At 68.1% G+C, this 13460-nt stretch carries 11 protein-coding genes; all 11 read left to right on the top strand.

The features are described from left to right. The coding region (locus tag VA603_RS04640) for a methyl-accepting chemotaxis protein (RefSeq protein WP_323438064.1) at window positions 1–454 on the top strand (454 nt) is incomplete at its 5' end. A gap of 323 nt (window positions 455–777) precedes the next feature. After that, a complete protein-coding gene (locus VA603_RS04635; protein WP_323438063.1) occupies window positions 778–3015 on the top strand; it encodes a methyl-accepting chemotaxis protein in 2238 nt (745 codons plus the stop codon). A gap of 150 nt (window positions 3016–3165) precedes the next feature. Next, entirely contained in the window at window positions 3166–4029 is an 864-nt protein-coding gene (locus tag VA603_RS04630; RefSeq protein WP_323438062.1) for an alpha/beta hydrolase, read from the top strand. Window positions 4030–4242: 213 nt separating this feature from the next. Then, window positions 4243–5013: a flagellar brake protein gene (locus VA603_RS04625; RefSeq protein ID WP_323438061.1), complete on the top strand. Its 771-nt coding sequence runs from the start codon at window positions 4243–4245 to the stop codon at window positions 5011–5013. Between the two features lie 138 nt (window positions 5014–5151). Further along, entirely contained in the window at window positions 5152–5646 is a 495-nt protein-coding gene (locus tag VA603_RS04620) for a chemotaxis protein CheW (RefSeq protein WP_132863148.1), read from the top strand. Window positions 5647–5773: 127 nt separating this feature from the next. Continuing rightward, window positions 5774–6160: a hypothetical protein gene (locus VA603_RS04615; protein WP_165931125.1), complete on the top strand. Its 387-nt coding sequence runs from the start codon at window positions 5774–5776 to the stop codon at window positions 6158–6160. A gap of 82 nt (window positions 6161–6242) precedes the next feature. Further along, complete coding sequence (locus tag VA603_RS04610) at window positions 6243–8618, top strand: methyl-accepting chemotaxis protein (RefSeq protein WP_323438060.1); 2376 nt, start codon at window positions 6243–6245, stop codon at window positions 8616–8618. 124 nt (window positions 8619–8742) lie between these two features. Then, window positions 8743–10908 carry a methyl-accepting chemotaxis protein gene (locus VA603_RS04605; RefSeq protein WP_323438059.1) on the top strand — a complete coding sequence of 722 codons (2166 nt, stop codon included), beginning with the start codon at window positions 8743–8745 and terminating at the stop codon, window positions 10906–10908. Window positions 10909–10925: 17 nt separating this feature from the next. Next, the gene (locus VA603_RS04600) at window positions 10926–11771 is read left to right on the top strand and encodes a CheR family methyltransferase (RefSeq protein ID WP_132863145.1); all 846 of its coding nucleotides are present in this window, start codon (window positions 10926–10928) and stop codon (window positions 11769–11771) included. After that, a complete protein-coding gene (gene cheD / locus VA603_RS04595; protein WP_323438058.1) occupies window positions 11768–12367 on the top strand; it encodes a chemoreceptor glutamine deamidase CheD in 600 nt (199 codons plus the stop codon). The genes VA603_RS04600 and cheD overlap by 4 nt, the downstream gene beginning before the upstream one ends. Next, window positions 12364–13416 carry a protein-glutamate methylesterase/protein-glutamine glutaminase gene (locus tag VA603_RS04590; RefSeq protein WP_323438057.1) on the top strand — a complete coding sequence of 351 codons (1053 nt, stop codon included), beginning with the start codon at window positions 12364–12366 and terminating at the stop codon, window positions 13414–13416. Before cheD ends, VA603_RS04590 begins: the two co-directional genes overlap by 4 nt. Window positions 13417–13460: the final 44 nt, after the last annotated feature.

Genomic DNA, 13460 nt, shown 5'->3' with positions numbered 1-13460 from the left:
CGGCGCGGCCAAGGAGATCAAGGGCCTGATCGAGGACTCGGTGGACAAGGTCGGCGAAGGCTCGGTGCTGGTGCACCAGGCCGGCACCACGATGGGCGAGATCGTGGCCTCGGTGCAACGCGTGACCGACATCATGGCCGAGATCTCCGCCGCCTCGCAGGAGCAGAGCGCCGGCATCGAGCAGGTCAACCAGACCGTGATGCAGATGGACGAGACCACCCAGCAGAACGCCGCGCTGGTGGAGGAAGCCACCGCCGCGGCCCGGGCGATGGAAGAACAGGCACTGCTGCTCAACGAAGCGGTGGCCGCCTTCCACATCGCGTCCAAGGCGGGCACCGCCAGCGTCGCCAGCCCGCCACGCAGCCGCCCGGCCAGCCCGCGCATCGCCCGCGCGCCGGCGGCACGCCGGATCGAACCGATGGTCGCCAATGGCGAGGACTGGAAGGAATTCTGATTCTCCCGCGGCTTCCGGCTTCACCCCCACGACGACCACGGCCTGCCCGTGGTTGTCGTGTTTTGGGACATCCAACCCACTTTCCGCGTAGCCGGGATTACAGATAACGCCCTGAATCGTAAGAGTTTCATCACGATCCTCACGATTTCATCACATGCCCATTCAGTTCATAAAACACTCCCTATTCAGCCATCAAGCCGCCTCCGGATCGCGCCGCTATCCGCTGAACAGCCGGCAATGAACGCCGGCCATATCCGCGCCAACGCGCCGGCAACATCCTCGGGCGAGGGCGTCACCCGCAAAGTCGATCCGGAGAGAAAGAGATGGAGTTCTTCCGCAACCTCACGATCGCCCGAAAGCTCGCGATCGCTTTCACCCTCACCACCGTCGCCACCGTTGGCATGGGCGCGTTCGCGGTGGTCCGCCTCAAGCAGGCCACCACCCAGTTGAACGAGATGAGCCAGCGCTACATGCCGGCCGTCCAACTCCTGGAGAGCATCCGCGCCGACCTGGCCGAAATCCGCATCGCCGAACTGTCACAGTTGTCCCACCTGCACGAGCCGGCGTTCGTCGCCGAGTACAACCAGCGCATCGCCGACCAGCGCGCCAAGCTGGCCGAGCACCAGAAGCGCTACGAGGCCCTGCCCGCCAGCGATGAGCAGAAGCGCCTGTACGGCCAGATGCTCAAGACCCTGGAGCAATACCTCAGCGCCCACGCGCAGATGGAAAAGGCCGTGGCCGATGGCCAGTTCGAGCTGGCCCAGCAGATCTCCAACGAACACTCGCGCGTCAGCCGCCGCGACCTGTTCAGCGACGTGGAGAAGCTCAGCAGCTACGTCGTGTCGGCCCTGGACAGCGAGGTGGCGCTCGCCGATGCCACCCAGGCGCGCAGCACCAACGCATTGTTCGCCTGCATGGCCTTGCTGGGCCTGCTGTCGGTCGCCCTCGGCGTGGTCATCGTGCGCGCCATCGTACGCCCGCTGAAGGACGCCCTGCGGGCCGCCGACGAGGTCGCCACCGGCCGCCTGGACGGCACCATCGACGCCGGACGCGGTGACGAGGTCGGCCAGTTGCTGGCTTCGATGCAGCGCATGCAGCACCAGCTCAAAGCGGTGATCGCCGCGCAGTCGGACATGGCGCGCGAGCACGACCAGGGCCAGATCAGCTACCGCATCGACGAATCCCGCTTCCCCGGCGAGTACGGGCGCATGGTGCGCGAGGTCAATGCCCTGGTCGCCCAGCACATCGGCGTGAAGATGCGGGTGGTCGAGGTGATGCGCCACTACGCCCGTGGCGACCTGTCGGTGGACATGGACCGCCTGCCCGGCGAGAAGGCCGCCATCACCGACGCGATGGACGGCACCAAGGCCAGCCTGTCGGCCATCAACAACGAGATCAAGCGCCTGTCGCGCGCCGCCGCGGCCGGTGATTTCAGCCAGCGTGGCGACATCGACCGTTACGAACACGACTTCCGCGAGATGGTCGGCGGGCTCAACGCGCTGATGCAGACCACCGAGGACAACCTCGGCCACATCTCGCGGCTGCTGCAGGCCATTGCCGAGGGTGACCTGACCCGTCGTGTCGAAGGCGACTTCCACGGCATCTTCGCGCGCATGCGTGACGACGGCAACGCCAGCATCGACCAGCTCGCCAGCATCGTCTCCGGCATCCAGGCCGCCAGCGGCAGCATCAGCCTGTCCGCCAGCGAGATCGCCACCGGCAACAGCGACCTGTCGCGCCGCACCGAGACGCAGGCCGCCAACCTGGAGGAAACCGCCGCCTCGATGGAGGAACTGACCTCCACCGTGCGCCAGAACGCCGAGCATGCCCGCCAGGCCGACCAGCTGGCGCGCGGTGCCGCCGACGTGGCCGCGCAGGGCGGCGAAGTGGTCGGGCGCGTGGTCAACACCATGAGCTCGATCGAGCAGTCCTCCCAACGCATCGCCGACATCATCAGCGTGATCGACGGCATCGCCTTCCAGACCAACATCCTGGCCTTGAACGCGGCGGTGGAAGCGGCCCGGGCCGGCGACCAGGGCCGTGGTTTCGCGGTGGTGGCCTCGGAAGTGCGCACCCTGGCCCAGCGCTCGGCCGGCGCGGCCAAGGAGATCAAGGGCCTGATCGAGGACTCGGTGGACAAGGTCGGCGAAGGCTCGCAACTGGTCCGCCGTGCCGGCAGCACCATGGACGACATCGTGGCCTCGGTGCAGCGCGTGACCACGATCATGGCCGACATCGCCGCCGCCTCGCAGGAACAGACCGCCGGCATCGAACAGGTCAACCAGACCGTGATGCAGATGGACGAGAGCACCCAGCAGAATGCCGCGCTGGTCGAGGAAGCCTCCGCGGCGGCACGCTCGATGGAAGACCAGGCGCGCCAGCTGACCGATGCAGTGGCCCAGTTCCGCCTCTCCGACGCCGTCAGCGCATCACTGGCCCGCGTTGCCGCCAGCGTACCGCCGCCGGCCGCCCCACGGCCACGCCCCACCCTGCGCGCCATCCCGGGCAAGCCGGCAGCCCACGCACCGGTCAGCAGTGACGAGGACTGGCAGGAGTTCTGATCCGTTGCTTGCCGGCGGTGGTCGGGAACTCTCCGGCCTGTCCACCGCCGGCCTCTTTGGCTTCATCCAGGGTCATCGTGTGACGCCTCGTGGACATGGGCCGGCAAAAGGATCGAAGATCCCAGGACGGTCCCTCCCACGCGACGTCCCATGCCCCGCATCACGCGCATTCTCATCGGGCTTGCCGCCCTGCTGGTGGTCGGTGTGGCCGGCAGCCTGCTCATCGGCCAGGCACTGATCACTCCGGTGCCGCGCACCATAGGGCCCCCGCCGGCCTCGCTCGGCGCCCGTCCGGTGCGTATTGATTCGGCTGCCGGCCCGGTCTCTGGATGGTTTGTCCCTGGGCAGGCGGACAAGGGCAGCGTGCTTCTTCTGCACGGCGTGCGCTCGGACCGGCGCCAGATGCTCCCCCGCGCGCAGTGGCTCAAGCAGTTGGGCTACTCCGTGCTGCTCATCGATCTTCCGGCGCATGGCCAATCCCCCGCCGCGCACATCACCTTCGGCGCCAACGAGTCCAAGGCGGTCGACGCGGCAGTCGCGTTCCTTGGCCAACAGGCGCCGGGCCGGCCCGCCGCGGTGATCGGGGTGTCCTTGGGGGCCGCATCCACAGTGTTGTCCGCTTCCACGCGGCAACTGGCCGCCGTTGTCCTGGAATCGATGTACCCCAGCCTCGCTCAAGCCGTCGCCGACCGCCTGGCCATCCGTCTGGGCGCCCCCGGACGTCCGCTGGCGCCGCTGCTGCTGTGGCAGCTGCCGTTGCGCCTGCAGCTCTCGGCCGACGACCTTCGGCCCATCGATCACCTGGCCGCAATCGGCGCCCCGGTGTTGATCGCGTCCGGTTCACGGGACCGCCACACCCCCATCGACGAAGCCCGCGCGCTCTATCGTGCCGCCGCTGCGCCCAAGCAGTTCTGGGAGGTGCCCGGCGCGGCCCATGTCGACCTCTACGCGCATGACCCCGCCGCATACCAGCGGGTGGTCGGGGCGTTCCTCCAGTCGCGCCTGCAGCCATAGCCGCGCCTCTTCCAAGGCCGAAACTGCCCTCCACGTACCCCGCCGGCCAGTGACAGAATTCCGTCTCCGGAATCGCCAGCCGGTGCCAACGGCCACCTGCTTCACAAAAGGCTCGTAACAGTGCGCCTAAAGAGTTAGAAAGAGCGGCCGATATCACAGTTTCCAGGAGACCGATTGCGGGTTCCCTGGCTTCGACCCTCTGCAAGCGCCTCCATGTCCGTACCCGAATCCTTCGAGTCGAGCCCGTCCACCGTCGCCGGCAACCTGTATGCCGATGAACGCTACATGGTGCGCAGCCCGCACCAGATCCGGCACCTGCTGCAGCAGATGATCGACCAGCGGTCGATGGTCAACGCGCACCCGGATGGACGCGACCAGTCCTTCCCCAGCGCCGTGCTGGAAGTGGACGAGGACGGCCTGCTGCTCGATGCCAGCCCGCTGCCGGCGATCAACCGCAGCGCGGAGGTCGCCGCTTCCCTGCTGTGCTTTGGCCAGGTCGACAAGGTCACCGTGCGCTTCCAGCTGCATGGCCACCGTCGCATCGAACAGGACGGCCGGGTGGCATTCCGGGTACCGCTGCCGGAGGAGGTCTACCACCTGCAGCGCCGTGAGTTCTACCGGCTGGAAACCCCGGTGGGCGACTCACCCTACTGCCTGATCCCCGACCCGGACGGCGGCGAGCCCAGCCGCTGGCGGGTGATCGACATCAGCGCCGGCGGCATGGCCCTGATGCTGCCCTCGCCGCAGGACCTGCTCGCCCTGCAGGGCCGCTATCGCGGCTGCGGGCTGCTGATCCCCGACGCGCCGCCGGTGACCACCACCCTGGTGGTCTGCAACCTGCGCCAGCAGAAGCAGGCCAACGGCTTGGAAACCATCCGCGCCGGCCTGCGCTTCGACGACCTGCCACGCGGCGCCGACACGCTGATCCAGCGGTACATCTTCCGCATCGATCGGCTGCGCAAGGCGCGCAGCAACGGCGACTGACCCGGCCCGGGCGCCATCGTGCGCCCGGCCTGGCCGAACGCGCCCCGCCGTCCGCGGCCGTCCGTCGCTAAAGTCCCGCCTCCTGGCGCCGATACCGGTGCAACAGCCACCGGCGCCACGCCAGGACCAGGACCTGCCATGAACGATACGCGTACCACTTCCGCCGAAGGCACCGGCGGCGAGTACCTCAGCTTCACCCTCGGCGCCGAGCACTACGGCGTGGACATCCTCAAGGTGCAGGAGATCCGCGGCTACGACGCGGTCACCCGCGTGCCCGATGCCCCGGACTACATCAAGGGCGTCATCAACCTGCGCGGCACCATCGTGCCGGTCATCGACCTGCGCCTGAAGCTGCGCCTGGACGAGGCACGCTACGACGCCTTCACCGTGATGATCGTGCTCAACGTCGAGGACCGCGTGGTCGGCATCGTCGTGGACAGCGTCTCGGACGTGATCCCGCTGTCGGCCGAGCAGATCCGCCCGACCCCGGAATTCGGTGCCGCGGTGGACACCCGCTTCATCTCCGGCATCGGCACCCAGGACGACCGCATGCTGATCCTGCTGGACATCGAAACCCTGCTTGACACCGCCGACCTCGGGCAGGCCGCGGTGACCGAAGAAGCCGCGGCCTGACCCAACCAACCGGGAGGCGCATCACATTTCCGAACATGCGCCCTCAGCCGCCTGCCCTGTCGGCCGATAGCCCATTGCATGCCCGTCCTCCCCGACTGGCGCCCTCTCGTCATCCCCGGAGATTTTGATGTCCAAGCACCTGATTTGCCTGCTGTCGGCAGCCGTCCTAGCCACCGCCTCGTTCCACGTCGCCGCCGACCCGGCCGAGATGATCCCGCCGGAAAACGCCGCCCGCTTCGCCGGCAAGGACGGCATGGTCTGCGGCAAGGTCGAGAAGGCCCGCTACGCCGAAGGTTCCGAAGGCCAGCCGACCTTCCTGCACATGGGTGGCCAGTTCCCGCGCCACACCTTCTCCGCGCGCATCTCCGGCGCCAACCGTGGCAACTTCGGCTTCCCGCTGGAATCGCTGGAAGGCAAGACCGTCTGCGTCATCGGCAAGATCCAGCGTGACTCCTCGCGCGCCGAGATCGAAGTCAGCTCGCCGGCCAGCCTGAAGCTGGCAAACATCAAGTAATCCCAGCCTGGTGCCGCGCCGGCCCCGCCGGTGCGGCGCACGCTGCCCGTGCGCGCGCGGGACGTCACCGGAGATCTCCAAGATGCAGTGGGTCAACTCGCTCAAACTCAAGCCGAAGCTGATGCTTACCTTCGGCGTCGTGCTGTTCGTCATGCTGTTGCAGGGCATCGTCGCGTTCCGTGGCCTGTACACCCTCAATGAAGCCACCACCGACCTGGCCGACAACCGCATGCCCAGCCTGCGCGCGACCGGTGAACTGAGCGGGATGGTCAGCGAGTACCGCAACGCGTCCTACCAGGGCCTGGTGCGTGCCAGTGACGAGGTCAAGGCCGACGCCAAACGCCGCGCCGAGGAGCTGCGCAAGGAGATCGACGCAACCATCGCCAGCTATCCCAAGCTGATCGACAACCCCGAGCAGAAGAAGCTGTTCGACGCCTTCGCCGCCGACTGGAAGGCCGCCACGGTGTCCTACGACTCGGTGACGGAGATGCTGTCGCTGGACCTGCCCGATGACGCCATCGACACTTTCGTCGGCGAAACCCGCAACCTGCACCGCAAGGCCTACGTGTCGCTGGAAGCACTGGCCGCCAACGACAATGCCCGCGCCCAGGCCGGCGCCAAGGCCGCCGCGGAGACCTACACCACCTCGGCCATCCTGACCGCCATCGCCATCCTGGTCGGTGCGGCCGGCGGCGTGCTGCTGGTATGGCTGTTCGCCCGCTCGCTGGTCGGCTCGGTGCGCGGCGCCGTGGACGTGGCCAACGAAGTGGCCAGCGGCAAGCTCGACGGCCATATCGACGTCAACCGTGCCGATGAAGTCGGCGACCTGCTGCGCGCCATGCAGCGCATGCAGCGCGACCTGCGCGAGCGCATCGAGCGCGACCAGGCCGTGGCCGCGGAGAACCTGCGCATCCGTACCGCGCTGGACTACTCCTCCACCGGCGTGTACCTGACCAACGAAGACCTGGAAATCGTCTACGCCAACCGTGCCCTGCTGGACACGCTGGCCCAGTACAACGACGCGCTGACCGGCGCCCTGTCCCACTACGACGCCAGCACCCCTCTGGTTGGCCAACCGGTCACCGCGCTGGAGCACAACGGCCAGGTCGACAACAAAGTGCTCGAAGCACTGGAAAAGAACGGCGTGGCCCGCCGCCAGATGAGCTTCGGCGATGCCCAGTTCGCGCAGGCGATCTCGGTCATTCGCAACGACGGCGGCGTGGCCGTCGGCCACGTGGTCGAATGGCGCGACCGCACCACCGAGGCGCTGGTGGAGAAGGAAGTAGCGCGCGTGATCGAAGCCGCCGCCGCCGGCGACCTCAGCGGCCGCATCGAGACCAGCGACAAGGACGGCTTCTTCCTGCAGCTGGCCGGCCAGATCAACAGCCTGCTCGACGCCAACGCCAGCAGCCTGGAACAGATTTCCGCGTTGCTCTCGGCGCTGTCGCGCGGCGACCTCACCGTGCGCATGCATGGCCAGTACCAGGGCGTGTTCGCCACCATGCGTGACGACGCCAACGCCACCGCCGAGCAGCTGACCGGCATCGTTGGCCGCATCAAGCAATCCTCGGTTGCCATCAATGCGGCCGCCACCGAGATCGCCAGCGGCAACAACGACCTGTCGCGCCGTACCGAGCAGCAGGCCGCCAACCTGGAGGAAACCGCCGCCTCGATGGAGGAACTGACCTCCACCGTGCGCCAGAACGCCGAATCGGCCCGCCAAGCCAACCAGCTCGCCATCGGTGCCGCCTCGGTGGCCTCGCAGGGTGGCGAGGTGGTCAGCCAGGTGGTGACCACGATGAGCGCCATCGAAGCCTCGTCCAAGAAGATCGCCGAGATCATCTCGGTCATCGATGGCATCGCTTTCCAGACCAACATCCTGGCCTTGAACGCCGCAGTCGAAGCGGCGCGTGCCGGCGAGCAGGGCCGCGGCTTCGCCGTGGTCGCCTCGGAAGTGCGGACCCTGGCCCAGCGCTCGGCCGGTGCCGCCAAGGAGATCAAAGGCCTGATCGATGACTCGGTCGGCAAGGTGTCCGACGGCTCGGCGCTGGTCCGCAAGGCCGGCACCACCATGGGCGAGATCGTGGCCTCGGTGCAGCGCGTGACCGACATCATGGCCGAGATCTCCGCCGCCTCGCAGGAACAGAGCGCCGGCATCGAGCAGGTCAACCAGACCGTCACCCAGATGGATGAGACCACCCAGCAGAACGCCGCGCTGGTGGAGGAAGCCACCGCCGCGGCCCGTTCGATGGAAGAACAGGCCGGCCACCTGGCCACCGTCGTGTCGGTGTTCCGCCTCGATGACAGCCAGCCGGAAGAACCCATCGCCGCGCCACCGCTCGCCAGCAAGCCCGAGCCGCGTCGCCCGGCACCCGCACCGGAACCGGTACGCCGGCGGGTGGCCGGCAACCGCACCGCGGTTGCCGAGCTGGCCGATTCGGACTGGCAGGAGTTCTGACCCACACGACCCCGGCTCCGGCCGGGGTCGTGCGTTATGCGCCGGCTAAACATTCGGCTCCCGCGGCCGATACACCCGTAACTTCCCCTTTCCCGCTCGCCCCCCACGGGCGCTGCCCTTTGCCATGAATCCCTACCGTCTCTGGTCGAACTACATCAGCAACATCTCCGTGCGGCGCAAGCTGAACCTGTTGACGGTGCTGATCGCGCTGGGCGTGATCGCGCTGTCGGTGATCGCCGCCCGCATGCAGTACGTGGATCTGTACGAAACCCGCAAGGAGTCGCTCAAGGCCCAAGTGGAGATGAGCCAGGGCGTGCTGGACTACTACGCCAACCGCGTGAAGGCCGGTGAGCTGTCGCTGCACGACGCACAGCAGCAGGCGCTGGCCGCGCTGCAGAGCATGCGCTCCAACGCCGACGTCAACTACCTCAACGTCTACAACACCGACTACGTGCTGCTGATGCATCCGTTCCGCGCCGACCTGGTCGGCAAGGACATGAAGGACTTCCGTGGCGAGGACGGCGTGCGCCTGTACTACGACCAGGTCGAGGCCGCGCGCCGCGGTGGCGGCTACGTCGGCTACACCTGGGCCAAGCCCGGTACGCAAGGCCCGGTCGCCAAGCTGGCCTACGCCGGCCTGTACGGCCCGTGGAACTGGGTGGTGTCCAGCGGCGTCTACATGGACGAGGTGCAGGGCCAGGCGCTGAAGTTCACCGCCATCATGACCGTCGCCGGTGGCGTGCTGGTGCTGCTGGTGGTCAGCCTGAGCTGGGTCATCGGCAGCCGCATCGTCACGCCGCTGCGCAACGCCACCGCGGTGGCCAATGCCATCGCGCGCGGCCGCATGGACAACACCATCCCCGCACCCAGCCGCGACGAGACCGGCCAGCTGCTCACCAGCATGCAGCGCATGCAGGACCAGCTGCGCGCGGTGATCGAGGCCCAGAATGAGATGGCCCGCCAGCACGACGCCGGCATCATCAGCTACCGCATCGACGCCGAGGCGTTCCCGGGCGACTACGGCGTGATGGTGGCCGAAACCAACGTACTGGTGGCCAACCACATCGATGTGAAGATGCAGGTCATCGCCATCGCGCAGCGCTACGCGGTGGGCGACCTCACCCCGGACATGCCGCTGCTGCCGGGCGAGAAGCGCGTCATCACCGAAACCATGGCCACCATCAAGCAGAATCTGTCGGCCATCAACAGCGAGATCAAGCGGCTGGGCAACGCGGCCGCCGCCGGCGACTTCAGCCTGCGCGGCGACGAGCAGCGCTTCGAGCACGATTTCCTGGACATGGTGCGCAGCCTCAACGCGATGATGCGCACCAGCGACCACAACCTGGAAAAGATCTCGCAGTTGCTGCGCGCCCTGGCCCAGGGCGATCTGACCGCCACCATGCACGGTGACTTCCAGGGCGTGTTCGCCCGCATGCGCGAGGACGCGGACAGCACCATCGCCCAGCTTTCGGGCATCGTCTCGCGCATCCAGTCCGCCGCCGACAGCATCAACCTGGCCGCCGGCGAGATCGCCACCGGCAACAGCGACCTGTCGCGCCGCACCGAAGTGCAGGCGGCCAACCTGGAAGAAACCGCTGCCTCCATGGAGGAACTGACCTCCACCGTGCGCCAGAACGCCGACTCCGCCCGCCAGGCCAACCAGCTGGCCATCGGCGCGGCCGGCGTCGCCGCCCGCGGCGGCAACGTGGTCGAGGAAGTGGTGGTCACGATGGGCCAGATCGAGCAGTCCTCGCGCCGCATCGCCGACATCATCTCGGTGATCGACGGCATCGCCTTCCAGACCAACATCCTGGCCTTGAACGCCGCGGTGGAAGCCGCGCGTGCCGGCGAACAGGGCCGCGGCTTCGCCGTGGTGGCCAGTGAAGTGCGTACCCTGGCGCAGCGCTCGGCGGCGGCCGCCAAGGAGATCAAGGGCCTGATCGATGACTCCACCCAGCGTGTCTCCGAAGGCTCGCAGCTGGTGCACCAGGCCGGTGCGACCATGGGCGAGATCGTCACCTCGGTGCAGCGCGTGACCGACATCATGGCCGAGATCTCCGCCGCCTCGCAGGAACAGAGCGCCGGCATCGAGCAAGTCAACCAGACCATCGTGCAGATGGACGAAACCACCCAGCAGAACGCCGCCCTGGTCGAGGAAGCCAGTGCCGCGGCGCGCCTGCTGGAAGAACAGGCCATCCAGCTCGACCAGGCCGTGGCGGTGTTCCGCATCGAGGCCACCGGCGCCGGCGCGCCGGCCGAGGTCCCGGCCGCGCTGGCGTTGGCCAGTTGAACGGAGCACCTGTCAGCATGTCCAGCGTCGACACCACCCAGCGCGATTTCGAGTTCAACGACCGCGACTTCCGCCGCGTCTGCGAGCTGATCCATGCCCGTGCCGGGATCGCGCTGGCACCGGCCAAGCGCGACATGGTGTACGGCCGGCTGTCGCGCCGGCTGCGCTCGCTGGGCCTGCAGTCATTCAAGGACTACCTGGACCAGCTCGAGCAGCACGGCGGCGAGGAATGGCAGGCGTTCACCAACGCCCTGACCACCAACCTGACCTCGTTCTTCCGTGAGCCGCACCACTTCGACAAGCTGCACGAGGAACTGCAGCAGCGCGCCTCGCATGCGCCGATCAAGTTGTGGTCGTGCGCCGCCTCCACCGGTGAAGAGCCCTACTCCATGGCCATCACCGCCTGCGAGACGTTCGGAACGATGACCCCGCCGGTACGCATCCTCGCTACTGACGTGGACACCCAGGTGCTGGCCACCGCCAGCCAGGGCGTGTACGCGATCGAACGCATCGCCGGGCTGGATGCGGAGACCAAGCGCCGCTATTTCCAGCGCGGCACCGGCCCGAACGAGGGCAAGTGCCGGGTGGTGCCGGCGCTGCGTGCGCTGGTGGAGTTCCGCCAGCTCAACCTGCTCAGCTCCCGCTATGACGTCGGCGGCCCATTCGACGCGCTGTTCTGCCGCAACGTGATGATCTACTTCGACAAACCCACCCAGCGCGCCATCCTGTCGCGGCTGGTCGAGCACATGGGCGACGACGGGCTGCTCTACACCGGCCATTCGGAGAACTACCTGCATGCGGCCGACCTGATCCAGCCATGCGGCCGCACCCTGTACCGCCGTACCCGCCGGAGCGGTGCATGAAGCCTTCCCAGTCCTATCCCGACGAGGTCATGCGCTACCGCGACAGTCGCTTCCAGACCGTCGCCGCCAAGCTGCTGCCCACCCAGTACCTGGTCGTGGACGATGACACCGCGCTGACCACCACGCTCGGCTCCTGCGTGGCCGCCTGCATCCGCGACCCGATCCTCGGCATCGGCGGCATGAACCACTTCCTGCTGCCGGACGGCAACGTCGGCGACGGCGCGCCGGCGCGCTACGGCAGCTACGCGATGGAACTGCTGATCAACGACCTGCTCAAGCGCGGCGCGCACCGCAAACGCCTGGAAGCCAAGGTCTTCGGCGGCGCCAACGTGCTCAAGGGCTTCACCAGCAACCCGGTCGGCACCCGCAACGCCGAGTTCGTGCGCCAGTACCTGCAGGCCGAGCACATCCCCATCGTGGCCGAGGACCTGTGCGGCATCCACCCGCGCAAGGTGTGGTTCTTCCCGATCACCGGCCGGGTCGTGGTGCAGCGCCTGCCGCATGCGCACGATGCTGAAGTGCTGGCCGCCGAAACCGCGGTGCGCGCCAAGCTGTCGCGCACGCCGGTCAGCGGTGGCGTGGAGCTGTTCGAATGAGCCTGGCCCCGCCTTGCCGCGTGCTGGTGGTGGACGACTCGGCGCTGGTGCGCCAGGTCCTCACCGAACTGCTGGCCGCCGACCCCGGCATCGAGGTGGTCGGCACCGCCGCCGACCCGTTGCTGGCACGCGAGAAGATCAAGCGCCTGAACCCGGACGTGCTGACCCTGGACGTGGAAATGCCACGCATGGACGGGCTGGCCTTCCTCGAGAACCTCATGCGCCTGCACCCGATGCCGGTGGTGATGGTGTCCTCGCTGACCGAGCGCGGCGCCGATACCACCCTGCAGGCCCTGGCCCTGGGCGCGGTGGACTTCGTGGCCAAGCCCAAGCTGGACATCGCCCGCGGCCTGGAAGCCTACGCCGACGAGATCCGCGCCAAGGTCAAGATGGCCGCGCGCTCGCGCGTACGTGCCTCGGCCTCACCGCTGCGCCGCCTGCCCGTGCAGAACGCTTCCAGCCACATCGGCTTCCGCACCACCGACCGGTTGATCGCCATCGGTGCCTCCGCCGGCGGCACCGAAGCACTGCGAACCGTACTGGAGACCCTGCCCGCCGACGCGCCGGCCGTGGTGCTCACCCAGCACTTGCCTGCGGCCTTCAGCGCCGCCTTCGCCGAGCGCCTGGATCGCCATTCGGCCATGTCGGTACGCGAGGCCAGCGACGGCGAAGCCATCCTGCCTGGCCATGCCTACCTGCCGGCCGGCGGCAAGCACCTGCGCATCATCCGCGACGGCGCCCGCTGGCGCTGCCGCGTGGACGACACCGCGCCGGTCAACCTGCACAAGCCGGCGGTGGACGTGCTGTTCCGTTCGGTGGCGCAGAACGCCGGCGCCAACGCCATCGGCGCCATCCTCACCGGCATGGGCGAGGACGGCGCGCGTGGCCTGCTGGAGATGAAGCAGGCCGGTGCCGCCACCCTGGCACAGGACGAGGCCACCAGCGTGGTCTGGGGCATGCCCGGCAGCGCGGTGCGACTGGGCGCGGTGGACGAAGTGCTGCCGCTGGAACGCATCGCCGAGCGCCTGCTGGCACTGGCGCGGGCCTGAGTGCCCGCCTGCGCCGCGCAGCTGCGCGCGGCTCACTCCACCGA

This window comes from Stenotrophomonas capsici (assembly GCF_034961085.1).
Taxonomy (GTDB): Bacteria; Pseudomonadota; Gammaproteobacteria; order Xanthomonadales; family Xanthomonadaceae; genus Stenotrophomonas; species Stenotrophomonas capsici.
This window is presented reverse-complemented; position numbering and strand designations above follow the sequence as displayed.